Annotated in this window: 22 protein-coding genes and 3 tRNA genes; 8 read left to right on the top strand and 17 right to left on the bottom strand. The window is 68.5% G+C overall.

From position 1 onward, the window contains the following. Window positions 1-16: 16 nt before the first annotated feature. Window positions 17-880 (bottom strand): 3-deoxy-8-phosphooctulonate synthase, encoded by an 864-nt coding sequence (kdsA, locus tag AACZ75_RS08050; RefSeq protein WP_339872302.1) that lies wholly within the window; start codon window positions 878-880, stop codon window positions 17-19. Window positions 881-979: 99 nt separating this feature from the next. Between kdsA and AACZ75_RS08045 the strand changes: the two genes are divergently transcribed. From AACZ75_RS08045 to sseA, 3 genes are read left to right on the top strand one after another with little or no spacing between them, the layout of a single operon-like run. Next, window positions 980-2461 (top strand): deoxyribodipyrimidine photo-lyase, encoded by a 1482-nt coding sequence (locus tag AACZ75_RS08045; RefSeq protein ID WP_339872301.1) that lies wholly within the window; start codon window positions 980-982, stop codon window positions 2459-2461. Window positions 2462-2485: 24 nt separating this feature from the next. Continuing rightward, the gene (locus AACZ75_RS08040; RefSeq protein ID WP_339872300.1) at window positions 2486-3706 is read left to right on the top strand and encodes a cyclopropane-fatty-acyl-phospholipid synthase family protein; all 1221 of its coding nucleotides are present in this window, start codon (window positions 2486-2488) and stop codon (window positions 3704-3706) included. Window positions 3707-3723: 17 nt separating this feature from the next. Next, complete coding sequence (gene sseA, locus AACZ75_RS08035; protein ID WP_339872299.1) at window positions 3724-4572, top strand: 3-mercaptopyruvate sulfurtransferase; 849 nt, start codon at window positions 3724-3726, stop codon at window positions 4570-4572. Here sseA and AACZ75_RS08030 read toward each other — a convergent pair. Together AACZ75_RS08030 and AACZ75_RS08025 are read right to left on the bottom strand one after the other, a co-directional pair. Further along, complete coding sequence (locus AACZ75_RS08030; protein ID WP_339872298.1) at window positions 4569-5891, bottom strand: dicarboxylate/amino acid:cation symporter; 1323 nt, start codon at window positions 5889-5891, stop codon at window positions 4569-4571. The two genes, sseA and AACZ75_RS08030, sit on opposite strands and share 4 nt — an antisense overlap. A gap of 32 nt (window positions 5892-5923) precedes the next feature. Continuing rightward, window positions 5924-7033 (bottom strand): amino acid ABC transporter substrate-binding protein, encoded by a 1110-nt coding sequence (locus AACZ75_RS08025; protein WP_339872297.1) that lies wholly within the window; start codon window positions 7031-7033, stop codon window positions 5924-5926. Between the two features lie 110 nt (window positions 7034-7143). Here AACZ75_RS08025 and metC point away from each other — a divergent pair, with 110 nt between their 5' ends. Beyond that, the gene (gene metC / locus AACZ75_RS08020) at window positions 7144-8328 is read left to right on the top strand and encodes a cystathionine beta-lyase (RefSeq protein ID WP_339872296.1); all 1185 of its coding nucleotides are present in this window, start codon (window positions 7144-7146) and stop codon (window positions 8326-8328) included. A 34-nt stretch (window positions 8329-8362) separates the two neighbouring features. Next, on the top strand, window positions 8363-9064 hold the full coding sequence (locus tag AACZ75_RS08015) for a hypothetical protein (protein ID WP_339872295.1): 702 nt from the start codon (window positions 8363-8365) through the stop codon (window positions 9062-9064). A 138-nt stretch (window positions 9065-9202) separates the two neighbouring features. Here the strand turns inward: AACZ75_RS08015 and AACZ75_RS08010 are convergent. The 9 genes from AACZ75_RS08010 to AACZ75_RS07970 form a co-directional block, all read right to left on the bottom strand. Then, window positions 9203-9279, bottom strand: a tRNA-Arg gene (locus AACZ75_RS08010). Window positions 9280-9319: 40 nt separating this feature from the next. Further along, window positions 9320-9625 carry an ETC complex I subunit gene (locus AACZ75_RS08005; RefSeq protein ID WP_339872294.1) on the bottom strand — a complete coding sequence of 102 codons (306 nt, stop codon included), beginning with the start codon at window positions 9623-9625 and terminating at the stop codon, window positions 9320-9322. A 96-nt stretch (window positions 9626-9721) separates the two neighbouring features. Beyond that, window positions 9722-9798: transfer RNA gene (locus AACZ75_RS08000), tRNA-Pro, on the bottom strand. Window positions 9799-9849: 51 nt separating this feature from the next. Then, window positions 9850-10338 carry a DUF192 domain-containing protein gene (locus AACZ75_RS07995; RefSeq protein WP_339872293.1) on the bottom strand — a complete coding sequence of 163 codons (489 nt, stop codon included), beginning with the start codon at window positions 10336-10338 and terminating at the stop codon, window positions 9850-9852. A 25-nt stretch (window positions 10339-10363) separates the two neighbouring features. After that, on the bottom strand, window positions 10364-10936 hold the full coding sequence (locus tag AACZ75_RS07990; protein WP_339872291.1) for a cold-shock protein: 573 nt from the start codon (window positions 10934-10936) through the stop codon (window positions 10364-10366). A gap of 230 nt (window positions 10937-11166) precedes the next feature. Further along, window positions 11167-11241 (bottom strand) — tRNA-Glu (locus tag AACZ75_RS07985). A 90-nt stretch (window positions 11242-11331) separates the two neighbouring features. Beyond that, a complete protein-coding gene (recJ, locus tag AACZ75_RS07980) occupies window positions 11332-13146 on the bottom strand; it encodes a single-stranded-DNA-specific exonuclease RecJ (protein ID WP_339872289.1) in 1815 nt (604 codons plus the stop codon). Next, on the bottom strand, window positions 13146-14102 hold the full coding sequence (gene glpX / locus AACZ75_RS07975) for a class II fructose-bisphosphatase (protein ID WP_339872287.1): 957 nt from the start codon (window positions 14100-14102) through the stop codon (window positions 13146-13148). Before glpX ends, recJ begins: the two co-directional genes overlap by 1 nt. Before the next feature lie 62 nt (window positions 14103-14164). Further along, window positions 14165-14569, bottom strand: coding sequence for a hypothetical protein (locus AACZ75_RS07970; protein ID WP_339872285.1), 405 nt, complete (start codon window positions 14567-14569; stop codon window positions 14165-14167). Between the two features lie 115 nt (window positions 14570-14684). Here AACZ75_RS07970 and phaC point away from each other — a divergent pair, with 115 nt between their 5' ends. Then, the gene (gene phaC / locus AACZ75_RS07965; RefSeq protein ID WP_339872284.1) at window positions 14685-16646 is read left to right on the top strand and encodes a class I poly(R)-hydroxyalkanoic acid synthase; all 1962 of its coding nucleotides are present in this window, start codon (window positions 14685-14687) and stop codon (window positions 16644-16646) included. Further along, window positions 16643-17020 carry a hypothetical protein gene (locus tag AACZ75_RS07960; protein WP_339872283.1) on the top strand — a complete coding sequence of 126 codons (378 nt, stop codon included), beginning with the start codon at window positions 16643-16645 and terminating at the stop codon, window positions 17018-17020. Before phaC ends, AACZ75_RS07960 begins: the two co-directional genes overlap by 4 nt. Here AACZ75_RS07960 and msrB read toward each other — a convergent pair. The 4 genes from msrB to rplM all read right to left on the bottom strand — a co-directional run bounded on the left by msrB (window position 17008) and on the right by rplM (window position 19840). Next, the gene (gene msrB, locus AACZ75_RS07955; RefSeq protein WP_339872282.1) at window positions 17008-17508 is read right to left on the bottom strand and encodes a peptide-methionine (R)-S-oxide reductase MsrB; all 501 of its coding nucleotides are present in this window, start codon (window positions 17506-17508) and stop codon (window positions 17008-17010) included. The two genes, AACZ75_RS07960 and msrB, sit on opposite strands and share 13 nt — an antisense overlap. A gap of 210 nt (window positions 17509-17718) precedes the next feature. Continuing rightward, complete coding sequence (gene argC / locus AACZ75_RS07950) at window positions 17719-18651, bottom strand: N-acetyl-gamma-glutamyl-phosphate reductase (protein WP_339872281.1); 933 nt, start codon at window positions 18649-18651, stop codon at window positions 17719-17721. Between the two features lie 209 nt (window positions 18652-18860). Further along, a complete protein-coding gene (rpsI, locus tag AACZ75_RS07945) occupies window positions 18861-19361 on the bottom strand; it encodes a 30S ribosomal protein S9 (protein WP_339872280.1) in 501 nt (166 codons plus the stop codon). A 2-nt stretch (window positions 19362-19363) separates the two neighbouring features. After that, on the bottom strand, window positions 19364-19840 hold the full coding sequence (gene rplM, locus AACZ75_RS07940; protein ID WP_300445423.1) for a 50S ribosomal protein L13: 477 nt from the start codon (window positions 19838-19840) through the stop codon (window positions 19364-19366). Between the two features lie 279 nt (window positions 19841-20119). Here rplM and AACZ75_RS07935 point away from each other — a divergent pair, with 279 nt between their 5' ends. Next, the gene (locus tag AACZ75_RS07935) at window positions 20120-21532 is read left to right on the top strand and encodes an alkaline phosphatase PhoX (protein WP_339872278.1); all 1413 of its coding nucleotides are present in this window, start codon (window positions 20120-20122) and stop codon (window positions 21530-21532) included. Here AACZ75_RS07935 and AACZ75_RS07930 read toward each other — a convergent pair. After that, a complete protein-coding gene (locus tag AACZ75_RS07930) occupies window positions 21501-22565 on the bottom strand; it encodes a COX15/CtaA family protein (RefSeq protein WP_339872277.1) in 1065 nt (354 codons plus the stop codon). The genes AACZ75_RS07935 and AACZ75_RS07930 overlap by 32 nt on opposite strands. Window positions 22566-22570: the final 5 nt, after the last annotated feature.

Here is a 22570-nt window from a genome sequence, read left to right as displayed (position 1 = left end):
AACCGGGCTACCGGATTCACCCGGCCTTGGCCATCACGGCCTTGGCCAGATCATCGAAGGCCAGCAGCTCGGCGCACAGGGCCTCGAACCGGTTCAGCGGCACCATGTTGGGCCCGTCGGACGGGGCATTGTCCGGGTCCTGGTGGGTTTCCATGAAGACGGCGTCGACGCCGACGGCCACGGCGGCCCGGGCCAGCACCGGCACGAACTCGCGCTGACCGCCCGAGGAGGTGCCCTGCCCGCCCGGCTGCTGCACGCTGTGGGTGGCGTCAAACACCACCGGGCAGCCGATCTCCCGCATCACCGGCAGGCCGCGCATGTCCGAGACCAGGGTGTTGTAGCCGAAGCTGGTGCCCCGCTCGCAGGCCATGACGTTGGGATTGCCCGCGCCGGCGACCTTGGCGATGACGTTCTTCATGTCCCACGGGGCCAGGAACTGGCCCTTCTTGATGTTGATGACCTTGCCGGTGGCGGCGGCCGCCAGCAGCAGGTCGGTCTGGCGGCACAGGAAGGCCGGGATCTGCAGCACGTCCACGGCCTGGGCGGCCTCGGTGGCCTGGCTTTCCGAATGGACGTCGGTCAGCACCGGCAGGCCGGTGACCGCGCGGATCTCGGCGAAGATCGGCAGGGAGTCCTTCAGGCCCAGACCGCGCGCGGCGCTGGCCGAGGTGCGGTTGGCCTTGTCGAAACTGGTCTTGTAGATCATGCCGACATTCAGCCGCTCGCCGATTTCCTTCAGCGCATGGGCCATTTCCAGCGCGTGCTGGCGGCTCTCCAGCTGGCAGGGGCCGGCGATGAAGGCGATGCGGTTGCCGCCGCCGATGACGACGGGTCGCCTCAGGCCTTCGGACAGGGTGATGATGGCGTTGGGTCGGCTCACGGGCGGGACTTTCGACTGGATGGGGGCTTGTGACGCTGGGTCGATGCCGGGTCTATGCGGCCATCAGGTGGCGTCAGCCGTAACTGTGCGCAAGCTACCATGGAGATCGCCCCCGTGACCACCGAGACGCCCCCCGACGACGCCCCGGTCATCGTCTGGTTTCGCCGCGACCTGCGCCTGGCCGACAACCCGGCCCTGGCGCACGCCCTGGCGACGGGCCGGCCGGTCGTGCCGGTCTATATCCACGACGAGGGCGGGACGGTGCGCCCGGCCGGGGCCGCGTCCCTGTGGTGGCTGGACGGATCGCTGCGGGCCCTGGCCGCCGACCTTGCCGCCAAGGGGGCCCCGCTGGTCCTGCGCCGCGGGAACTGCGAGGCCGAGCTGCGGCACCTGATTGCCGAGACCGGGGCCGCGACGGTGTTCCTGAACCGGCTGTTCGAGCCCGAGGCCTGGAGCCGGGACGCCGACATCGCCCACGGGCTGAAGGCCGAGGGGGTCGAGTGTCGGGGCTTCAACGGCTCGCTGCTGGCCCGGCCCGGGACGGTGCTGACCGGCAGCGGCGGGCCGTACAAGGTGTTCACCCCCTTTCTCAAGACGCTCCTGGCCGGGACCGAGCCGTCGCCGCCCGTGCCGGCACCGGCGGCCGTATCCGGCGTCGGGACCCTGGCCTCCGCCTGCATCGACGACTGGTCCCTGAAACCCACGCGCCCGGATTGGGCCTCCGGCTTCGTCGGAACCCCCGGCGAGGCCGGGGCCGCGGCGGCGCTGGCGGCCTTTGTCGATCACGGACTGGGCACCTACAGCCGGGATCGCGACAGGCCCGCGGTCCCGGGGACCAGCCGCCTGTCACCGCATCTGCATTTCGGCGAGCTCTGCCCGTGGCGCGCCGTGGCCGCCGCCCGTAGCGCCGCCGCCGATGGCCGGGTTCCGGGACCGGAGGCCGAGAAATTCGTGGCCCAGCTGGGCTGGCGCGATTTCTCGACCCATCTGCTGCACCAGTTTCCGGCCATGGCCGACCGGGCCTTCCGGCCGGATTATGACGCCATGCCATGGCGTGAGGATCCCGCCGGCCTCGCCGCCTGGCAGACCGGACAGACGGGATTTCCGATTGTCGACGCCGGCATGCGCCAGCTCTGGGCGACGGGCTGGATGCACAACCGGGTGCGCATGATCGTCGGTTCCTTCCTGGTGAAGGACCTGCTGATCGACTGGCGCGTGGGCGAACGCTGGTTCTGGAACACCCTTGTGGATGCCGATCCGGGCAACAATATTCAGAATTGGCAGTGGATCGCTGGATCCGGAGCCGATGCCGCCCCGTATTTCCGGGTGTTCAACCCGGTCACACAAGGCGAAAAGTTTGATGCAGACGGTCGATATGTCCGGACATGGGTCCCCGAGTTGCGGCGGCTCCCCGACCGCTGGCTGCACGCGCCGTGGACCGCCCCGCCCGAGATCCTGCGCCAGGCCGGGATCCGGCCGGGCCACGACTATCCCCGGCCGATCGTCGATCATGCCCGGGCCCGGCTCCGCGCGCTGGATGCCCTGCGCACGATCACCCCGGCCCGCAATTCTGATGACTGAACCGACCGCCGCCGTGTGCCGGGCATGACCGCCGTTACGGCCGACATCCCGACGGCGGCCGCGCGCACGCCGCGGGGCTTCAGTCTGCTGCTGCGGTTGCTGGCGGCCAACTGGACCTATGGCCGGCTGTCGGTGCAATTGCCGAACGGCGAGGTGCATCAGCTCGAAGGCGGTCGCCCCGGTCCCTCGGCCATCCTGGATGTGCGCGACTATCGCTTTGCCGGGCGGGTGCTGGCCAGTGGCGACATCGGTTTCGCTGAAGGTCATATGGCCGGTGAGTGGGAAACCCCGCATCTGGCCGTGCTGCTGGAGTCGATCGCCGCCAACTATGACCACATCCGTCAGGTGGTCGACGGCAATCCGGTCATGCGCGTGATCAACCGGCTGTCGCACCGGCGTCGCCGCAACAGCCGCAGTGGCTCGCGCAAGAACATCCATGCCCACTATGACCTGGGCAATGCCTTCTATGCCGCCTGGCTGGACGCGACCATGACCTATTCGTCGGCCCGGTTCGCCGGTCCGGACGACGGTCTGGAGGCGGCCCAGACCCGCAAATACGCGGCGCTCGCCCGGCTGATGGATCTGCAGCCCGGCCAGACCGTGCTGGAAATCGGCTGTGGCTGGGGCGGGTTCGCCGAATATGCGGCACGCGAGATCGGGGCCCATGTCACCGGGGTCACCATCTCGCAGGAGCAGCACGACTTCGCCCGTCGCCGCCTGTTCGAGGCCGGTCTGGCCGAGCGGACCGACATCCGCATGCTCGACTATCGCGACGTCGCGGGCCGGTTTGACCGGGTCGCCTCGATCGAGATGTTCGAGGCGGTCGGCCGCGAGTACTGGCCGGCCTATTTCGACAAGATCCGCGAGGTCCTCGTCCCCGGCGGTCGCGCGGGCCTGCAGATCATCACCATCCAGGACGCCCTGTTCGAGGACTACAACAGCCGGACCGACTTCATCCAGAAATACGTCTTCCCCGGCGGCATGCTGCCGTCCGAGGCCCGGCTGCGGCCGGTGATCGAACAGGCGGGTCTGGACTGGCAGGCGGTCGAGCGCTTCGGCAGTGACTATGCCGACACCCTGGCCCTGTGGGACGGGCGCTTCCAGGCCGCCTGGCCGGACATCCGCCGCATGGGCGGCTTTGACGAGCGTTTCCGGCGGCTGTGGCGCTTCTACCTCGGCTATTGCGAGGCCGGTTTCCGCTCGGGGCGGACCGATGTGATCCAGCTGGCGCTGAACCGGATCTGAGGGTGTAGGATTCGGCCATGACCCCGTCCTTGCCCCTGATCACCGTCCCTGACCTCAAGGCCCTGCTGGGCCACACCGATCTGCGGATCGTCGATGCCAGCTGGCATCTGGACGGGCGCGACGGGCGGATCGATTTCGCGCGCGAACGGCTCCCCGGGGCGGTGTTCTTCGATCTGGAGGCCGGGTCGGACCGGGCCAGTCCCCTGCCCCATATGCTGCCGACGGCCGCCGCCTTTGCCGCCCATGTCTCGGCCCTGGGCATCGGCGATCAGGACGACATCGTCGTCTATGACACCCCCGGCCTGGTCTCGGCCGCGCGGATCTGGTGGATGTTGCGGACGTTCGGCGCGTCGCGGGTCCGGGTGCTGGACGGCGGCCTACCGGCCTGGCGCGCGGCGGGCGGTCCGCTGGAGGCCGGACCCCGGTCGCCGCCGGACCCGGCCCGGTTCCGGGCCCAGTTCGATCCAGATGCGGTGGCGGACCGGGCTGCGGTGGCCGGCGCTGCCGACGCCGGGGTCCAGGTGCTGGACGCCCGGTCCGCGGGTCGCTTCGCCGGCACCGCCCCGGAGCCCCGACCGGGCCTGCGCGGCGGCCATATGCCGGGGGCCTGCAACCTGCCCTTCGCCGACCTGCTGCGGCCGGACGCGACGATGAAGCGCGGGGCGGCCCTGCAAGCGGCGTTTCACGCGGCGGGGATCGATCCCGACCGGCCGGTGATCACCAGCTGCGGCAGCGGCGTCACCGCGGCTGTCCTGTCCCTGGGGCTGGCCGTCCTCGGCAAGCCGTCGCGCCTGTATGACGGCAGCTGGGCGGAATGGGGCGGTCGCGCCGACACGGCGATCGCGACCACCCCGACAGACCGTTAGGGCGGCGGGGCGACCGGCTCGGGCAGGCCTTCCGGCACGATGTCGTCGGTCTCGCCGCGCGACACCACCGTGGCCAGCACCAGGTCGCCGGTGACGTTCAGCGTGGTGCGGCACATGTCGAGGAAGCGGTCGACGCCGAGGATCAGGCCGATGCCCTCGGCCGGGACCCCGACCATGACCAGGATCATGGCCACCACCGGCAGGGAACCGGCGGGGACGCCGGCGGTGCCGATGCCGCCGAGGATACAGACCAGCATGACCACCACCTGCTGGGTGATCGTCAGGTCGATGCCGAAGAACTGGGCCAGGAACAGCACCGTCACCCCCTCGAACAGGGCCGTGCCGTTCTGGTTGGCGGTCGCGCCGACGGTCAGGACGAAGCGGGCGATCTTGCGCGGCAGCTTCAGTTCGAACTCGGCGGCCCGCAACGCCACCGGCAGGCTGGCGTTGGACGAGGCGGTCGAGAAGGCCACGACCATCGGCTCGCGCACGGCGCTGAAGAATTTGACCGGCGACATGCCGCCCATGGTCCAGACCACGATCGGATAGACCACGAACATATGGATCAGCATGGCCCCGACGGCGACGCCGACATAGGCGGCCAGCCGCACCAGCAGTTCCCAGCCGAACAGGGCCGCCAGGTTGAACATCAGGCAGGCGATGGCGATCGGGGCCAGTTTGATGACCAGGTTGATCAGCTTCATCGTCACTTCGAAGATGCCCTCGATCACCTCCTGAAGGCGGTCGGTCGAGCGGCTCCTGGCCATGACCAGGCCGATGCCGAACAGGAGGGCGAAGACCATCACCGGCAGGATCTGGTTCTGCGAGGCGGCGGTGAAGACATTGGACGGGATCAGGTCGAGGAAGAACTGGCCCAGCTCGACGGACTTGGGCGCATTGCCGACGATATTGGCGGCCCCGGCCGCGCCCTCCTCGAGGAGTCTCTGCGCCAGCAGCGGATCAACGCCGTCGCCGGGCCGGAAGATATTGACCATGGCGATGCCGATCAGCACGGCGATGCTGGAGACGACAACGGTCAGCATCAGGGTCTTGGTGCCGGCCCGGCCCAGCGCCTTGAGGTCGCCCATCTCGGCGACGCCGACCACCAGGGCCGAGAACAGCAGGGGGATGACCAGCATGAACAGCAGGCGCAGGAAGATCTGGCCGGCCGGTCCGGTGATGTTCGAGGTCAGCCACTGGACCCAGCCGGTGTCGGCGCCGACCGTCAGATTGACGAACATGCCGCCGCCCAGCCCGACGAGGAAGCCGATCAGCATCAGCCAGTGAAGCGGCAGCTTGCCGCGCTTGATCGTATCCATAGGTCTTCCCCCGGGGCGCTCTTGAGTGGCGTCTATCGAATCGGCAGGGCGTAGATCAACCCGCCGGGTCGTGCGTTCCATTGTGCGTTCAAGCCGCGCGCCAGGTCGAGCGCTGAATCGTCACCCAGGTTGCGATTGAAGATTTCCCCGTAGTTGCCCACGGCACCGATGGCATTGCGGGCCCAGTTCCTGGACAGGCCCAGCATCGGCCCGAACTCGCCCTCGACCCCCAGCAGGCGACGCACGCGCGGGTCGGTCGAATCGCGGGCCTGGGCGGCCACCGTGGCCCTGGTCACGCCCAGCTCCTCGGCGAGGATCACCGCGTTCAGGGTCCAGCGCACGATGGCGGTCCATTGTTCGTCGCCGCGCCGCACGACCGGGCCGAGGGCCTCCTTGGAGATGACGTCGGGCAGGATGGCGTGCTGCTCGGGGTTCGACAGGGTGGTGCGGGTGGCCGCCAGGGCCGAGATGTCGGCGCTGAGGGCGTCGCAGTCCTCGCGGGCATAGGCCTGGCGCGCGGCCTCCTCGCTGGGCAGGACCACGGGCCGGTAGTCGATGCCGCGCGAGCGGAAATAGTCCGCGGCGTTCAGCTCGGACGTGGAACCGGCCTGGACGCAGACCCGGGCCCCCTTGAGCTCGACCGCGCTGTTCAGGGTCAGGGCCCGGCGCACCATGAAACCCTGGCCGTCGAAATAGTTGATCCCGGCGAAGCTCAGGCCTTCGCCGCCGTCACGGGTCATGGTCCAGGAGGTGTTGCGCCACAGGACGTCGACGCGACCGTCATCCAGCGCCTCGAACCGCCGGCCGATGGCCAGGGGCACAAACCGGACCGCGTTCGGATCATTGAAGATGGCCGCGGCCATCGCCCGGCAGAAGTCGACGTCGAAGCCGCGCCACTGACCGCGATTGTCGGTGTAGGCGAATCCGACAAGCCCCTCGTGGACACCGCAGTTGAGCCGGCCGCGCCGTTTGACGGTCTGCAGCGTGGGACTGGCGATCGGTTCGACCGTGCTGGTTCGCGGCGCGGGGCTCGGGGTGCCGTCGGGAACCGTCTCGTCCGGGGTCCGGTCCCGTCCGCAGGCCGCCACGGCGAGGCTGAGGACCACCGCCGTCGCCGCCCGCCAAATCGCTTTCTTGCTCATCCGCGCCTCGCCGTCTCGCGCCCGACCATGGCTGTCGGGGCCTTGCACCGTGTCCCACTTTAGAGGCTCTTGGCGAGGCAATCGCAACCCGTCCGGGCAATCCAACCGTCATGGCTCCACAATCCGACCGTACCCGTCTCATCGCCGGCGCGACGCGTCGCGGCCGGGGACGCCGCCCCGTCAATCCGCCGATCGAGCGCGCCTCGACCCTGCTCAACGACAGCGCCGCCCTGATGCGCGACCCCGGCCCCGGGCCGGTCTACGGCATCGAGGACCTGGGGGCCGCCGGCGAACTGCGATCCGCCCTGTCCGACCTGGAAGGGGCGCGCTGGACCGGCCTGGTCCCCTCCGGGCTGGCCGCTGTGACCGTGCCGGTCACCGCCCTGACCCGGCCCGGCGACGAGGTCCTGACCACGGACGCCGTCTACGGCCCCAGCCGCCGGTTTCTGACCCGGCACCTGGCCGCGCGCGGCGTGACCAGCCGGTTTCATCAGGCCACCGCCTCGACCGAGGCGGTCATCGCCGCCCTGACCGACCGCACCCGGGTCCTGCTGATCGAATCGCCCGCCTCCCTGACCTTCGACGTTCAGGATGTCGCCGCCCTGGCCGCGGCCTGCCGCGCCCGCGGGGGGCTGACCGTGATGGACAATACCTGGGGGGCCGGACTGGCCTTCCGCCCGCTGGCCCATGGTGTCGACGTCAGCGTGCAGGCGGTGACCAAATATGTCGGCGGCCATTCGGATCTGCTGATGGGGTCGATCGCCGTCGCGGACCCCGCCGTCGGCCGTCCGATCGCCGAGACCCTTGAGGACCTGGGCTGGCGGGTCTCGCCCGACGACGCCTGGCTGGCGCTGCGCGGGCTGCGCACCCTGCCCCTGCGCTATGGCGAGCAGGGGCGTTCGGCCCTGCGGGTGGCCGAATGGCTGCAGGCCCGGCCGGAGGTGGCGCGCGTCCTCTATCCTCCGCTTCCCGGATCCCCCGGTCATGCTCTGTGGCGGCGTGACTATGATGGCGCGGCCTCGATCCTCGGCGTGGTCCTGAACGGCGGCACACCGGCGTCGGCCGACGCCCTGCTCGATTCGCTGACCCTGTTCGGGCTCGGCTTTTCGTGGGGCGGGTTCGAGAGCCTGATCACCCACGAGACCTCGCAGCTGGCCTGGCGCCAGGCACCGCCGACCCTGGCCGGCCCGCTGCTGCGTCTGCATATCGGCCTGGAGGATCCGGTCGAGCTGATCGCCGACCTGGAGCAGGGTCTGGACCGGTTCGGAACCGGGCGGCGTCTGTGCTATCGATGACGGCCTGTCGTCTTGCGCGTCCGGGGGGAATGCGATGCTGGGGATCATCCGAGTTGTGCGCCGCACGATCGAGGGTTCGATAATTTCGGTCCTGATCATCGCCACCGTGGCGATCCTGGGCGTCTCCGAGACGGTCAACACGTTGCTCGCCGAGCGAAGCGTATCGTCGCTCCTGTTCCTGCTGGTGCTCGCGATCGTACTGGCGGACCTGATCGGAAAATTCATCGCGATCGTGGGTTCAACCTTTCCGGACCTCATTCCCGCCGTCGGTGACGACGACGTGAAACGGGCCTCCCTGCTCCAGCGCCTGCGTCCGGTGCAGACCGTCGCGCTTCTCTCCGGGGTCTATGCGGCGCGGCTCGTCATGTTCCTGGTCATCTTCGCGCTGATGGGGACCAGCTACGCCTTCGCGCCCCAGCCGGTGCAGGAGACCCTGTTTGGTGATTTTGGCGCCCTGGACGCGACCGAGACCTTCCTGCGCGAAGGGATCGCGGGGTCGATCGGCTATTTTCTGTTCTTCCTCGGGCCTGACGCCCTGAAGCCGATGACCAAGCTGATCGTCGCCGAGCCGCTCACCTCGGCGACGATCAACGGTGAAATCTTTCTCGTGGGAATCAGGCTGTATGGGCTGGCGTTCGCGCTCGCGGCCCTGCGCACCCTGGCGACCCCGATCATCTACCTGCGGGCCCGGCAGCGCGCCGCCCGTCTGCCCGATCCCGCGGCGCGACCCGCCTAGCGCCGGCGCGGGATGACGCCAGGCGCCGTGTCGCCGGTTCGTTCCGCAGTCGTCGCGGTCCGGCCGCGGGCCGGCGAAAGCCGACTGTCGACCGGGTGTGCCGGACCGTCACGAGCGATGGCGATTCCGTGGTTCCCCTGGCGCGCCCAGCAGGACTCGAACCTGCAACCGTCCGCTTAGAAGGCGGGTGCTCTATCCGGTTGAGCTATGGGCGCTTGCGGCCGGGGCCGGAGGGCGGACGTCGGCGCAGCGGCCTCAGTGGGTCCAGGGCTGTTTGCGCGCGGTGGCGAAATTGTCGGCATAGGTCTTGATGATCACCGGCGGCTCCTGCGGGGTCTGCAGGCGGAACGGGATGCCGTGCCGCTCGGCATAGGCCACGGCCTCCTCGCTGGTCTCGAAGCTGAGCCGGACCTGGCCGTTCATGTCGGTGGAACCGGTCCAGCCCATCAGCGGATCGATGATGCGGGCCGAGGCCGGTTCAAACTCCAGCCGCCAGTCATGGGTTCTGGCCTTGCCGGACTGCATCGCGGTCTTCGCGGGTCGATAGATGCGCGCCAGCATGGCCGGGTCTCCAGAATTCGCCGCACGCGGCGCACACGGCCGTCCGAGGCCGGGATAATCATGCCTTCCCCGGGGTCCTGAGACCCGGGCCACCGATGGTCGGAGTGAGAGGATTCGAACCTCCGACCCTCTGGTCCCAAACCAGATGCGCTACCAGGCTGCGCCACACTCCGAACCGGCGGAGGCGTCTCTTGCCACGGACCCCGGTCCGCCGCAACGCGTGATCAGCCCCCGGGACGGAAGAATTCGTGTCGGACCTGGTCGCCGGCCCTGGCACCGATCTCTTCGGCCCGTCCGGCGCGCAGTTCCAGCACCCCGCTGGCGGCCCCCCGCGACGGGATGGTGATTTCCGAGAACGGAACCGCGTGGGCGGCGATCGAGACGATCCGGCCCCGGGGGTCGATGTAGATGATGTCCAGCGAACTGGGTGTGTTGCGCATCCAGAACGCCCGCTCGGCCACGTCGGGGAATTCAAACAGCATGCCGCGATCGTCGGCCAGCGGCTCGCGGAACATCATGCCGCGCTGGCGCTCGGGTTCCTCGTCGGCGATCTCGACCCAGAATTCATGCTCGCCAGTGGCGGTCACGATGGTCAGGGGTTCCAGCGGTCGCCCGGTGGCGTCCTTGGGTGTCTGGGCCCCGGCGCAAGCCGTGAGCGGTGCCAGCAGCATCGCCGCCAGCATGCCCGTCAGGATCCTACGACGACTGGACATCTCGCTACGCCCTTCTGGGGCGAGGTCAGTCGCCCGGTTTGATTTCCGCGACCACCAGCCCCTTGGGACCGTCGGCGAATCGCACGGCCACCGCCTCGCCGGGCAGGAGATCATCCAGGCCACAGCGCCGCAGGGTCTCGACATGGACGAAGATATCGCCTGGTTCGCCGTTGCGCACCACGAAACCGTAGCCCTTGGTGCGATTGAACCATTTTACGACGGCCATCTCCATCGGCCCGGCCGGGACGGATTCGGGGGTGGCCGGATGCGGGGCGTTATAGGAGCGCAGGCCGTCATAGCCGGACTTCTGGACGGAAGGGCCGCTTCCGGGCGGCGGCGCATCGCCGACCTCGACCACCTCGGCGACCTGCCAGCCCTTGGCCCGGCAGACGCAGTCACAGACGATCGGTGCGCCCTCGGCGGCGACGTCGAGTCCGCTGTCCCGCAGACTCGAGATGTGGAGCAGCACGTCCTTGAGTCCGGTCAGGTCCGGATCGTCAGGGACGATAAAGCCGTACCCCTTGCCGGGATCGAACCATTTGATCCGGCCAGTCACACGGACCACCGTGTGCGTATCGGAGTCTTCGTATTCTGGCACCACGCCTCCCCGGCCCGCGTTTGTCGCAGACAGGGAGATATACTAACACGGTTCGGCGAACGGCTGAAAAGGGAAAAACGAGTATTTCACTGCCAATACCGCTTCCGACAGAATGAAATTTCAACCCTGCCGCCGCTTCCGGTCAAGCTGGGCAATAAAACGGTCGCGTGCGCAACGGCCTGTCGCCGACAGGGCACGAATCGTTCCGGGGTTTGGGGAAAGGCTCCGCGTGGTAGTCCCTAGGGGAGTCGAACCCCTCTCTTCAGGTTGAAAACCTGACGTCCTAACCGATAGACGAAGGGACCACTGCGCGGAGAGCGGGCGATATAGCCGCCGATTCCGGGTCGTGCAAGCCCCAGTCTGCGGGTCTGCAAAGGTTTTTTTGACGGATCTGGTCAGCCCATGCGTGGGTCGGCGATATCCTCGATCTCGAACTGGACGCCCCGGCGACCGTTCCAGTCATCCGCCTTCAGCCGGCCGGCCACGCTCAAACCGCCCTGCCCCGCCAGCAGGGCCCGCCCGCCCGGCAGGTCGGCGCAGCGCCAGGCAATGGCCTTGACCGACGCCCCGTCGGCCCCGACCAGCCGGCAGCGTACGTGACCGCCGTTCATCGCCACGGCGTCGCGCACCTGAACCCCGTGCAGGGCGAACAGCGGCTCGGGATTGGCCGGGCCGAACGGGGCCAGACGCTCGAACTGTTCGAACAGGGCCCGGCTGGCGGCCCCCGGTTCGATCAGCGCATCCAGCTCGACCCGGTCCATCGCGTCGGCTCCGGCCTGTTCGCCGATCATCCGGTCATTGAGGAAGTCGCGCAGGGCATCGATGGCGTCGGCCCGCACCGTCAGGCCCGCGGCCATGGCGTGGCCGCCGCCGGCGATCAGCACGCCCGTCTCCCACGCCGCCTGCACCGCCCGGCCGAGGTTCATGCCCGGCTGCGACCGGCCCGAGCCCTTGCCGATGCCGTTGACCGCATCGACGCCGATGACCACGACCGGCTTGCGCCAGCGCTCGCGCAGCCGCCCGGCGACGATGCCGACCACCCCGGGATGCCAGTCGTCGCCGGCGATGACCACCACGGCCGAGCCGTCGTCATGGGCTCCGGTGGCCTCGACCCGGCGCTGGGCCTGGTCGGTGACGTCGCGCTCGACCTCGCGGCGGGCAATATTGAGGGCGTCGAGTTCCCGGGCCAGGGCTGCGGCCTCGGCCGGGTCGTCGGTCGACAGCAGGCGGGCCCCGAGGTCGGACTTGCCGATCCGTCCGCCGGCATTGATGCGCGGGCCGAGGATGAATCCGGCGTGGTTGCTCTTGGCCGGTCCCTCCTCGGCTCCGGCCGCGGCCAGCAGGGCCTTCAGCCCCGGATTGCGCCAGTCCGACATGACCTTCAGGCCGAGGCTGGTCAGGGCCCGGTTGAAGCCGGTCAGGCCGGTGACGTCGCAGATCGCCCCCATGGCGGCCAGATCCAGCCACTGGCGGATGTCCGGCTCGGGCCGGTCGGCGAACAGGTTGCGGGCCCGGCCCTCGCGGTTGAGCGCCGCCAGCAGCACGAACACCACGCCGGCGGCGGCCAGGTTGCCCTGGCCGGAGTTGCAGCCCGGGCGGTTGGGATTGACCACGGCGGCGCAGACCGGCGGATGCTCGCGCATCATATGGTGGTCGATCACCACCACCTTCAGCCCGATGGCCGAGGCGTGGGCCACGGCCTCATTGGCCGCCGCGCCGCAGTCGACGGTGATGACCAGGTCGGCCCCGGCCGCCTTCAGGGTGTCGAAGGCCCGCGGGCTGGGGCCGTAACCCTCGGTGATCCGGTCCGGCACATAGATGGGCAGGTCGACGCCCAGGGCCCGGAACCAGCGCACCAGCAGGGCGGCGCTGGAGGCTCCGTCGACGTCATAGTCGGCGAAGACATGGACCGAGGCCCCGGCCTGGATGGCGTCGAGAATGGCCACGGCGGCCGCGTCCATGTCCATGAAGCTGGACGGGTCGGGAAACAGGGCCTTCAGCGTCGGGGCGAGGAAGTCGGCCCCCTGGTCGGCCCGCACGCCCCGGGCGGCCAGGGCCCGGGCCAGGGGTTCTTCCAGCTCCAGCGCCTGCATATGGGCGCGGATGGTCGCGGCCTCGGCCGGGCGCTGCCGCCAGACCCGGCCGGACAGCGAGCGGGTCACCCCCAGAAAGGCGGGTTCGGCGGCCGGTACGGGCGCGCCGTCGGCCATCAGACCGGCCGCGTCGTGCGGATGCGCTGCACCGTGCGGGTGCTGGAATCCATCACCAGCGTATGGGTGGTGACGAAACCGTTGTGCATTCTGACCCCGTCCAGCATCGCCCCCTTGGTCACGCCGGTCGCGGCGAAGATGGCGTCGGTGGACACCAGTTCATGCAGGTCATATTTGCGCTCGAAATCGGTCACCCCGGTCTTTTCGGCCCGGGCCCGCTCGTCGTCGTTGCGGAAGACCAGCCGGCCCTGGAAATGGCCGCCGACGCATTTCAGCGCCGCGGCTGCCAGCACCCCCTCGGGCGCGCCGCCCGAGCCCAGATACAGGTCAATGCCGGTTTCGGGCTCGGCCGTATGGATCACCCCGGCCACGTCACCGTCGGTGATCAGCATCACCTTGGCCCCGACGTCCCGCAGGGCGGCGATCAGGTCAGCGTGGCGCGTGCGGTCCATCACGCAGACGGTGATTTCGGACGGCTGGACCCCCTTGGCGGCGGCCAGCGAGCGGACATTGTCCTGCGGCGTCATGTCGAGGTCGACGGTGCCGGGCTTGAAGCCGGGCCCGATGGCGATCTTGTCCATATAGGTGTCGGGCGCATGCAGCATGCCGCCGCCGGGCGACATGGCCAGCACGCACAGGGCGTTGGCCATGGCCTTGGCCGTCAGGGTGGTGCCTTCGAGCGGATCGAGGGCGATGTCGATGACCGGGCCTTTGCCGGTCCCGACCTTTTCGCCGATGTAGAGCATCGGGGCCTCGTCGCGTTCGCCCTCCCCGATGACGATCTTGCCGTCGATGGCGAGCGCATTCAGCGCCGTGCGCATCGCGTCCACGGCCAGCTGGTCGGCCGCCTTCTCGTCGCCCCGACCGATCCCGGCATAGGAGGCGATCGCCGCCAGTTCGGTCACCCGGGCCGCATCGGCGGCGAGGGTCGAGGAATAGGGGGCCTGGTCAGCCATGGATGAACTCCTGGAACGAAAAACTCCGGATTCTGTCGTCCGGTCGAAGGTAGGGGGCGTGATCAACGCCGCGCGATGGGCGGCGGGGCGCGGCCGCGTTCCCGGAGCTCATCGGCAAGAGCGTCGATCTCGGCCCGGGTCCGGGCCGTGGCCGGGGCGATCCGGGCCGCCGCGATCCGGGCCATGACGGCCGCGACATAGGCGTCGGGATCGGACAGGGTCCAGTCCAGCCGTGACACCTCGCCCGACAGGGTACCGCCGGTGACATTCAGGGTGGCGACCTGGCCGGCCACGACGGACGCCGGCGGCAGATCGGTGGGCGTGGCCGGAAAGTCTTCCCAGCGGGGATAGGTGCGGTTGGCGTCGACCAGGGCCACGACGGCCGGACTCGAGGCCACGCCCTCGCCATGGCTGCCCGCGCAGCCGGCGAGGCCGCCGAGAATCGCTCCCGACAGGAGCGTGACCATCTTTTTCCGTGCTGACACGTTCATTTCGGACCCGGTCATATGCCATGATCGGGGGCGGCGGAAGGGCGGTGCCGCCGCCCGATGACCGCAAGTGACGAATCCAGGGACTCCGACCATGGCCAAGCGCCCGTCAAAGCCCACCGGCGAGGCTGCCGCCGCAACCCCGCGTGCGCCGCGCAAGGCCGGGAGACCGACCTCGGCCCGGCCGCGCGCCGCGGCACGGAAAACGCCGGTGGACGAGAGTCCGCCCCCCGAATCAGCGGCTCCGAAAACGCCGGATCCGGTCGCCGATCCGGTCGCCGACCTGGCCGCCGACCAGCGCCGGATGATCGAGACCCTGTCGTTGAACCTGGCCAAGGCCGCGATGACCGCCCAGACGGCCATCGCCGAGGCGGCGCTCAGCCAGGCGGATCGTCCCGCCGCCCTGTCGGCTGATCCGTTCAACATCGGTCCGGCGATGACCGAGGTGATGTCCAGTCTCGCCGCGCGCCCGGACAAGCTGTTCTCCGCCCAGGCGGATCTGTTCGGCCGCTACATGACCCTGTGGTCCGATACCGCCCGTCGTGCCGCCGGCGAAGAGGTTCCCGCCCCGCCGTCGAAGGACAAGCGGTTCAAGGATCCGGCCTGGTCGGAAAATCCGATGTTCGACGTGATGCGCCAGTCCTATCTGGCCACGGCCGACTGGATGAACGGGCTGGTCTCGAGCGTCGAGGACGTCGACCCCCGTACGCGCCGCCGCGCCGAATTCTTCACCCGGCTGCTGACCGATGCCTTCTCGCCGTCGAATTTCCTCGCCTCCAATCCGGCGGCGCTGAAGGCCATGGCCGAGAGCAATGGCGAATCCCTGGTCAAGGGCATGCAGAATTTCGCCGCCGATCTCGAGCGCGGGGCCGGCAAGCTGAAGATCAGCCAGGCCGACTACGGCCAGTTCGTCGTCGGCGAAAACGTCGCCACGGCCCCCGGACAGGTGGTCTGGCGCGACGAGCTGTTCGAGCTGATCCAGTTCGATGCGGCCACCGACAAACAGCGCGCCATTCCGTTGCTGATCTTTCCGCCGTGGATCAACAAATTCTACATCCTGGACCTGCAGCCGCAGAATTCGATGATCCGCTGGCTCTCGGCCCAGGGCTTTACGGTGTTCGTCTGTTCCTGGGTCAATCCGGACAAGGACAAGGCCGGCTGGGGCTTTGACGAATATCTGCAGAAGGGCATCTACCGCGCCACCGAAAAGGTGATGGAGCAGTGCGGCACCGACCGGCTGAATACCGTCGGCTACTGCATCGGCGGCACGCTAATGGGGGCGGCCCTGGCCCATATGGCCGCGAAGGGCGACAAGCGGGTCAACGCCACCACCTTCTTCGCCGCCCAGCATGATTTTGCCGAGGCCGGCGACCTCCTGTTGTTCACCGACGAGCACTGGCTCAATGAAGTCGAACAGATGATGGACGCGGCGGGCGGGGTCCTGCCCGGGGCCTCGATGGCCGACACCTTCAATGCCCTGCGCGCCAATGACCTGATCTGGTCGTTCTTCGTGTCCAACTATCTGATGGGCAAGTCGCCGCCGGCCTTCGACCTGCTGTTCTGGAACGCCGACCAGACCCGCATGCCCAAGACCCTGCACATGGACTATCTGCGCAGCATGTACGGCAAGAACCTGCTGGCAAAAGGCGAGTTCAAAATCGGCGGCGAGACGGTCGACCTGAGCAAGGTGACCATCCCCCTCTATTTCCAGGCCAGTCGCGAGGACCATATCGCGCCGATGAATTCGGTCTATCGCTCGGCCCGGGCCTTCAGCAACGCCGACGTCACCCTGACCCTGGCCGGGTCGGGTCATATCGCCGGGGTTATCAATCCGCCGTCGGCCAACAAGTACCAGCACTGGACCAACCCGGCCCTGCCCGCGACCCTGGCCGAATGGCAGGCCCGGGCCGAGGAGCATCCCGGCAGCTGGTGGAATCACTGGGCCGCCTGGCTGCACGAACGGTCCGGCGAACTGGTCGCGGCGCGCGATCCGAAAACGGGTCCGCTGAAGCCGATCGAGCCGGCCCCCGGCAGCTATGTGAAGGTGAAGAGTTGATCCGTATCGAGCCGAACCTGCTGCTGGCGGTGACCACCGGCGTGGCCGTGGCCCTGCTGGTCACCACGGCCTCGGTCTTCGGCGAGCCGGACCAGACGCTGAAATACCTCATCCTGGTGGCGCTCTGTTCGGCCGGCTTTGTGCTGCTGAACGGCCTGTGGAGCCGGCGCATGAAGCTGGAGCGGCCACCGATGGTCCATGCCGAGGCCGCGACGACAGCCGTCTGGGCCAGTCTGTTCCCGTTGATGGTGATCCTGTCGGCTGCCGTGCCCCTGGTGTTTCCGGGGCATGACTACGGCCTGCTGGTGATCATCGCCGCCGTCTGGCTGGGCGTGACCGTGGAATCGGCGCTGAAGGCCCGTCAGGCGGGCTGAAAACGCAGCGCCGCACCGTTGTTGCAATAGCGTTTTCCGGTGGGGCGTGGCCCGTCATTGAAGATGTGGCCCTGATGCCCGAGGCAGCGGGCGCAATGATACTCCGTGCGCGGGATTCCGATGAGGAAGTCGCGCTTGGTGCCGATATTGGCAGCGATCACGTCGTAGAAGCTGGGCCAGCCCGTGCCCGAGTCGTATTTCCAGCGCGAGCGGAACAGCGGCAGGTCACAGCCGCGGCAGACGAAGGTGCCGCGCCGGCGCTCGTCGTTGAGAGGGCTGCTGAAGGGGCGTTCGGTCGCCTCGCGGCGCAGCACATTGAAACTGGCCGGCGGCAGGCGTTCGCGCCACTGGGCCTCGGTCAGACGCCGGAACGGCGAGTCGGCGTATTGCCGCTCGGACGCGTCAGCCACGCCCGGCGAGCAGGCCGACAGGGCCAGCGCGCCGACGCTGGACAGAAGGGTGCGACGGTGAAGCGTGATCTGGGTCATGCCCTCATATACGACGGAAAGCGCCGGGAGGTTTCAAGTCCACCCCTGCTTTCGTCATCCTCCGGCAAGGCGCTTCAGCGCCGCGACCGGGGGACCCAGTGGCGCGCGCGAGCACGAAGCTGTCGCGGACACCCTGGATGGGCAGATCGCCTTCGGCACCGCTGGGTCCCCCGGTCTCGCTGCGCTCGCCGGAGGATGACGAAAGCGAAATCAGTTGAGGCCGACGCCCTCATCCAGGCCCAGCATCAGATTGAGGTTCTGAACGGCTGCGCCCGAGGCCCCCTTGCCCAGATTGTCGAGCAGGGCCACCAGCCGCGCCTGGCCGCCGTCGCGGTCGCCGAACACGTGCAGCCGCATGTCATTGCGGCCATTCAGCCCCTCCGGGTCGATGCCGGTCATGGCCTCGGTCTCGTCCAGGTCGACGACCTCGACGAACCGGCTCCGGGCATAGGCCTCGACCAGGGCCCCGTGCAGCCGCTCGATCGACGGCGTCTCGGGCAGGGCCGACAGGTGCAGCGGCACCTCGACCAGCATGCCCTGGCGATAGTTGCCGACCGCCGGGGCGAACAGCACCGGCCGCTTCAGTCCGGCGTGCCTGGTCATCTCCGGCACATGCTTGTGTTTCAGCGACAGGCCATAGGCGCGAAAGGCGTCGGCCTCGCCAGTTTCGAACGCGGCGATCATCGCCTTGCCGCCACCGGAATAGCCCGACACCGCATTGACCGTGACCGGCCAGTCGGCGGGCACCAGTCCGGCCTGCACCAGCGGCCGCATCAGGCCGATGAAGCCGGTCGGATAGCAGCCGGGGTTGGAGACCCGGGTCGCCGTGGCGATCTTCCCCGCCTGCCCGGCCGTCATCTCGGGAAAGCCATAGGTCCAGGTCGGATCGACCCGGTACGCCGTCGAGGCGTCGATGACCCGCACGGCCGGATTGTCGATCATGGCCACGGCCGCGATCGCCGCCTCGTCCGGCAGGCACAGGATCACCGCATCGGCGCTGTTCAGCGCCTCGCGCCGGGCGTTCACGTCGCGCCGCCGGTCGCCCAGCAGGATCAGCTCCAGATCCGTGCGCGCCTCCAGCCGCCGCAGCACATCCAGCCCCGTCGTGCCCGCTTCCCCGTCAACAAAAACCGTATGGGTCATTTCATCTCCACCCCTCTCCCGTTGGGAGAGGGCTTGAGCGCACGGCGGCGAAGACGCCATCCCTGCGCGAAAGGGTGAGGGGCTGCCGTGCGAAATGTCCACACAGTAACCCCTCACCCCAACCCCTCTCCCGCCGGGAGAGGGGCCTGAACAGAAAAAGGGCGCTCCGGTTTCCCGGAACGCCCCCAATCCATAACCGATGAAACGGTTTAGCGCTTCGAGAACTGGAAGGATTTGCGAGCCTTGGCCCGGCCGTACTTCTTGCGCTCGACGACGCGGCTGTCGCGGGTCAGGAAGCCGTGCGGCTTCAGGACCTTGCGCAGTTCCGGTTCGAAATGCGTCAGGGCGTGCGACAGGCCGTGGCGGATGGCGCCGGCCTGGCCGGACAGGCCCGAACCCTCGACGGTGCAGACCACGTCATACTGGGTCTCGCGGTCGGCGACGGTCAGCGGCTGGGCGATCATCATGCGCAGGATTTCGCGGGCGAAATACTGCATCTGGTCCTTGCCGTTGATGGTGATCTTGCCGGTGCCGCGCTGCACCCAGACGCGGGCGATGGCGTTCTTGCGCTTGCCGGTCGAATAGGCGCGACCCTGGGCGTCCAGCTTCTGGACATAGACGGGGGCGTCGTTCGAGCCGTCCGAGGTGCCGAGGCCCTGCAGGGCGTCGAAACCGGTTGCGGCCGTCGCTTCGTTGGTGACGTCGGTCATTCTCAGACGCTCCGGGTGTTCTTGGAGTTCATCGACTTGAAGTCGACGGTCTCGGGCGATTGGGCTTCGTGCGTGTGGCTCGGACCGGAGAACAGACGCAGGTGGGTCATCTGGGCGCGGGCCAGGGGGCTTTCCTTGGGCAGCATGCGCTCGACGGCCTTCTCGAGCACGCGCTCGGGGAAGCGGCCGTTCAGGACCTTCTCGGGGGTGGTCGACTTGATGCCGCCCGGGTGACCGGTGTGACGATAGTAGATCTTGTCGGTCAGCTTCTTGCCGGTGAACACCACCTTGTCGGCGTTGACGACGATGACATGGTCACCGCTGTCGACGTGGGGGGTGAAGTCCGGGCGGTGCTTGCCGCGCAGACGCATGGCGATGAATGTTGCGAGACGACCGACCACGACGCCTTCGGCGTCGATGACAATCCATTTCTTCACAACGTCGGCCGGCTTCAAGGCAGCCGTAGTGCTCTTCAGCATGACGTGGGGTTCCTGGGAGACGAACGGTGTGGCCCGGACCGAAGGTGGAACGAGCGGAAGGCGCGCTGATAGAGGATGGATCGGTTCCGGTCAATGCAGTTTGCGTCCCGGCTCTGGTCGAAGTGTGTTGTTATTAAAGGGAAAACGGCAAGCGGTATTAAAATACCGCATAAATCCGGACCCTTTTGCCGGTTTGCGGCGCGGAACGGCGTCACAGAACCCTGATGACGGGACCGCAGGGTGGAGTCATAAGCCGCCTCCAGTTGTCCGGAGATCTCCATGCGTCTGCACCGTCGCGGCCTGCTCACCACCGGGGCCGCCGCCCTCGCCTTCACCGGCCTGGCGCAACAGGCGCGCGCCGCCATCCAGGCGGTCACCGAAACCTACGTCAACGAGGTCGAAGGCTACGGTCCGCTGATCGCCGACCCCAACAGGCTGCTCGATCTGCCGGAGGGCTTTGCCTACCGCGTCATCTCCCAGGGCGGTGAAACGATGGACGACGGCCTGCTTGTGCCGGGCCAGTTCGACGGCATGGGCTGTTTCGCCCTCGAGGGCAGCCGCATCGCCCTGGTGCGCAATCATGAGCTCAAGCCCACCTCGGCCCTGCATCGCAACTGGGGCCCCGGCGGCTATAACCAGGAACGGATCGGCGGGCTCGACGTCGCGCGGGCCTATGACACCTACAGGGACGGCCGTCCCCTGCCCGGCGGCACCACGACCGTCATCTATGACATGGCCACCGGTGTGACCGTCAGCCAGCATCTCAGTCTGGCCGGAACCGTCGCCAACTGCGCCGGCGGCATCACGCCCTGGGGCTCGTGGCTGACGTGCGAGGAGACCGAGATCCGGCCCGACACCGCCAATGTGATGAAGTCGCACGGCTATGTCTTCGAGGTTCCGGCCACGGCCACCGGCCTGGTCGACCCCGTGCCGCTCAAGGCCATGGGGCGTTTCGACCACGAAGCCGTCTGCGTCGATCCCCGCACCGGCATTGTCTATCAGACCGAGGACAAGGTTGACGGCCTGTTCTACCGCTTCATCCCGACCACCCGCGGCAAGCTGGCCGACGGCGGACGGCTGCAGGCCCTGGCCTTCCGCGATGCCCGCGGCGCGGACTCCTCCAACCGTGAGTCCCGACTCTGGTCGGTGGGCGACTGGCGCGAGGTGGTGTGGATCGACATGGAGGACGTCGACAGCCCCGACAACGACCTGCGCCAGCGCGGCCACGCCGCCGGGGCGACGCTGGTCTCGCGCGGCGAGGGTCTGCACTGGGGCGATGGCGAGATGTACCTGACCGCCACCTCGGGTGGCCCGATCCAGCGCGGCCAGATCCTGCGCTATGTGCCCTCGCGCTTCGAAGGGACGCTGGGCGAGCGCCTGCGTCCCGGGCGGATCCAGCTGTTCGTCGAATCCACCGACGAGAAGACGATGAATATGTGCGACAATCTGACGGTCGCGCCCTGGGGTCATCTGATTGTCTGTGAGGACAACTATTCCGAGACGCTGCGCAACCACCTGAAGGGGGTCACGCCGGAGGGCAAGCTCTATACGCTGGGACGCAACGCCTTCCTCGGCAATGCCGAATTCTGCGGGGCGGTGTTCTCGCCGGACGGCAGCACCCTGTTCGTCAACATCCAGTACCCGGGCATCACCCTGGCGATCACAGGACCCTGGGCCGCCATCCGGACGTGAAGATCCGGGCCTGCGACCGTCGCACCAGCCACAGGTTGACGGTCGCGGCGAACAGCACGACCACGGCCCCGGCCTGGTGCAGCGCCCCCAGCCACAGCGGCACCCCGTGCATCAGGGTGGCGATGCCCAGCGCCGCCTGCAGCCACAGGGTGCCGGCCACGACATAGGCGGAGGCACCCAGGCCGTCGACCAGTCGCCCGCGCCACACCAGCACCGCATAGGCGGTTCCGGCGATCAGCAGGCCATAGGCCCCGATGCGGTGATTGAACTGGGTCAGGGCCTGGTCATGCAGGAAGGCCAGGGCCCCTTTCGACCAGTCGACCGGGGCCAGGATCGCGCCGTTCATCAGCGGCCAGTCGGTATAGACGAAGCCGGCCTTGCCCCCGGCGACCAGCCCGCCCAGCAGGCACTGAACGAAGATCGCCGCCAGCAGCAGGGCCGCCGCGCGGCTCCAGCCGACCGGCGCGCGCGAGGCGTGAAAGCCGGCGTGCGCCTCCAGCCCTGTCCAGACGAGACCCACGAACAGCAGCAGGGCCAGGCCCAGATGGACGGTCAGCCGCTCCGGCGCGACATCGACCCGGTCGACCAGGCCGCTGGACACCATCCACCAGCCGATCAGGCCCTGCAGCCCGCCCAGGGCCAGCAGCACGCCGCAGCGCCAGATCAGCCGCTTCGGGATCCACCCCAGCACCAGGAAGATGGCGAAGGGCACGGCAAAGGCGACCCCGATCAGGCGTCCCAGTAATCTGTGCGACCATTCCCACCAGAAGATGCCCTGGAACTCGGCCAGGCTCATGCCGGCATTGACCTGGCTGTACTGGGGGATGGCCTTGTAGCGGGCGAAGGCCTCGGCCCAGTCGGCGGCGCTCAGCGGCGGGATCGCTCCGAGCAGCGGTTTCCACTCGGTGATCGACAGGCCGGATCCACTCAGCCGGGTCACGCCCCCGACCACGACCATGGCCAGTACCAGGGCCGCGCACGCAAGCAGCCAGATCGCCACCGCCCGGTTCCGGTCACTGTCAAAACGCTTCATTCGAC

This window comes from uncultured Brevundimonas sp., from assembly GCF_963975535.1.
GTDB lineage: Bacteria > Pseudomonadota > Alphaproteobacteria > Caulobacterales > Caulobacteraceae > Brevundimonas.
The sequence above is the reverse complement of the archived record's forward strand: the minus strand, read 5'-3'. Positions and strand labels throughout refer to the sequence as shown.

Excerpts from the sequence above, each read along its gene's own strand:
- AACZ75_RS08045 (WP_339872301.1), top strand. The coding sequence starts at position 980 with ATGGAGATCGCCCCCGTGACCACCGAGACGCCCCCCGACGACGCCCCG.
- AACZ75_RS08040 (WP_339872300.1), top strand. The coding sequence starts at position 2,486 with ATGACCGCCGTTACGGCCGACATCCCGACGGCGGCCGCGCGCACGCCG.
- sseA (WP_339872299.1), top strand. The coding sequence starts at position 3,724 with ATGACCCCGTCCTTGCCCCTGATCACCGTCCCTGACCTCAAGGCCCTG.
- AACZ75_RS08030 (WP_339872298.1), bottom strand. The coding sequence starts at position 5,891 with ATGGATACGATCAAGCGCGGCAAGCTGCCGCTTCACTGGCTGATGCTG.
- AACZ75_RS08025 (WP_339872297.1), bottom strand. The coding sequence starts at position 7,033 with ATGAGCAAGAAAGCGATTTGGCGGGCGGCGACGGCGGTGGTCCTCAGC.
- metC (WP_339872296.1), top strand. The coding sequence starts at position 7,144 with ATGGCTCCACAATCCGACCGTACCCGTCTCATCGCCGGCGCGACGCGT.
- AACZ75_RS08015 (WP_339872295.1), top strand. The coding sequence starts at position 8,363 with ATGCTGGGGATCATCCGAGTTGTGCGCCGCACGATCGAGGGTTCGATA.
- AACZ75_RS08005 (WP_339872294.1), bottom strand. The coding sequence starts at position 9,625 with ATGCTGGCGCGCATCTATCGACCCGCGAAGACCGCGATGCAGTCCGGC.
- AACZ75_RS07995 (WP_339872293.1), bottom strand. The coding sequence starts at position 10,338 with ATGTCCAGTCGTCGTAGGATCCTGACGGGCATGCTGGCGGCGATGCTG.
- recJ (WP_339872289.1), bottom strand. The coding sequence starts at position 13,146 with ATGGCCGACGGCGCGCCCGTACCGGCCGCCGAACCCGCCTTTCTGGGG.
- glpX (WP_339872287.1), bottom strand. The coding sequence starts at position 14,102 with ATGGCTGACCAGGCCCCCTATTCCTCGACCCTCGCCGCCGATGCGGCC.
- AACZ75_RS07970 (WP_339872285.1), bottom strand. The coding sequence starts at position 14,569 with ATGGTCACGCTCCTGTCGGGAGCGATTCTCGGCGGCCTCGCCGGCTGC.
- phaC (WP_339872284.1), top strand. The coding sequence starts at position 14,685 with ATGGCCAAGCGCCCGTCAAAGCCCACCGGCGAGGCTGCCGCCGCAACC.
- msrB (WP_339872282.1), bottom strand. The coding sequence starts at position 17,508 with ATGACCCAGATCACGCTTCACCGTCGCACCCTTCTGTCCAGCGTCGGC.
- argC (WP_339872281.1), bottom strand. The coding sequence starts at position 18,651 with ATGACCCATACGGTTTTTGTTGACGGGGAAGCGGGCACGACGGGGCTG.
- rpsI (WP_339872280.1), bottom strand. The coding sequence starts at position 19,361 with ATGACCGACGTCACCAACGAAGCGACGGCCGCAACCGGTTTCGACGCC.
- rplM (WP_300445423.1), bottom strand. The coding sequence starts at position 19,840 with ATGCTGAAGAGCACTACGGCTGCCTTGAAGCCGGCCGACGTTGTGAAG.
- AACZ75_RS07935 (WP_339872278.1), top strand. The coding sequence starts at position 20,120 with ATGCGTCTGCACCGTCGCGGCCTGCTCACCACCGGGGCCGCCGCCCTC.
- AACZ75_RS07930 (WP_339872277.1), bottom strand. The coding sequence starts at position 22,565 with ATGAAGCGTTTTGACAGTGACCGGAACCGGGCGGTGGCGATCTGGCTG.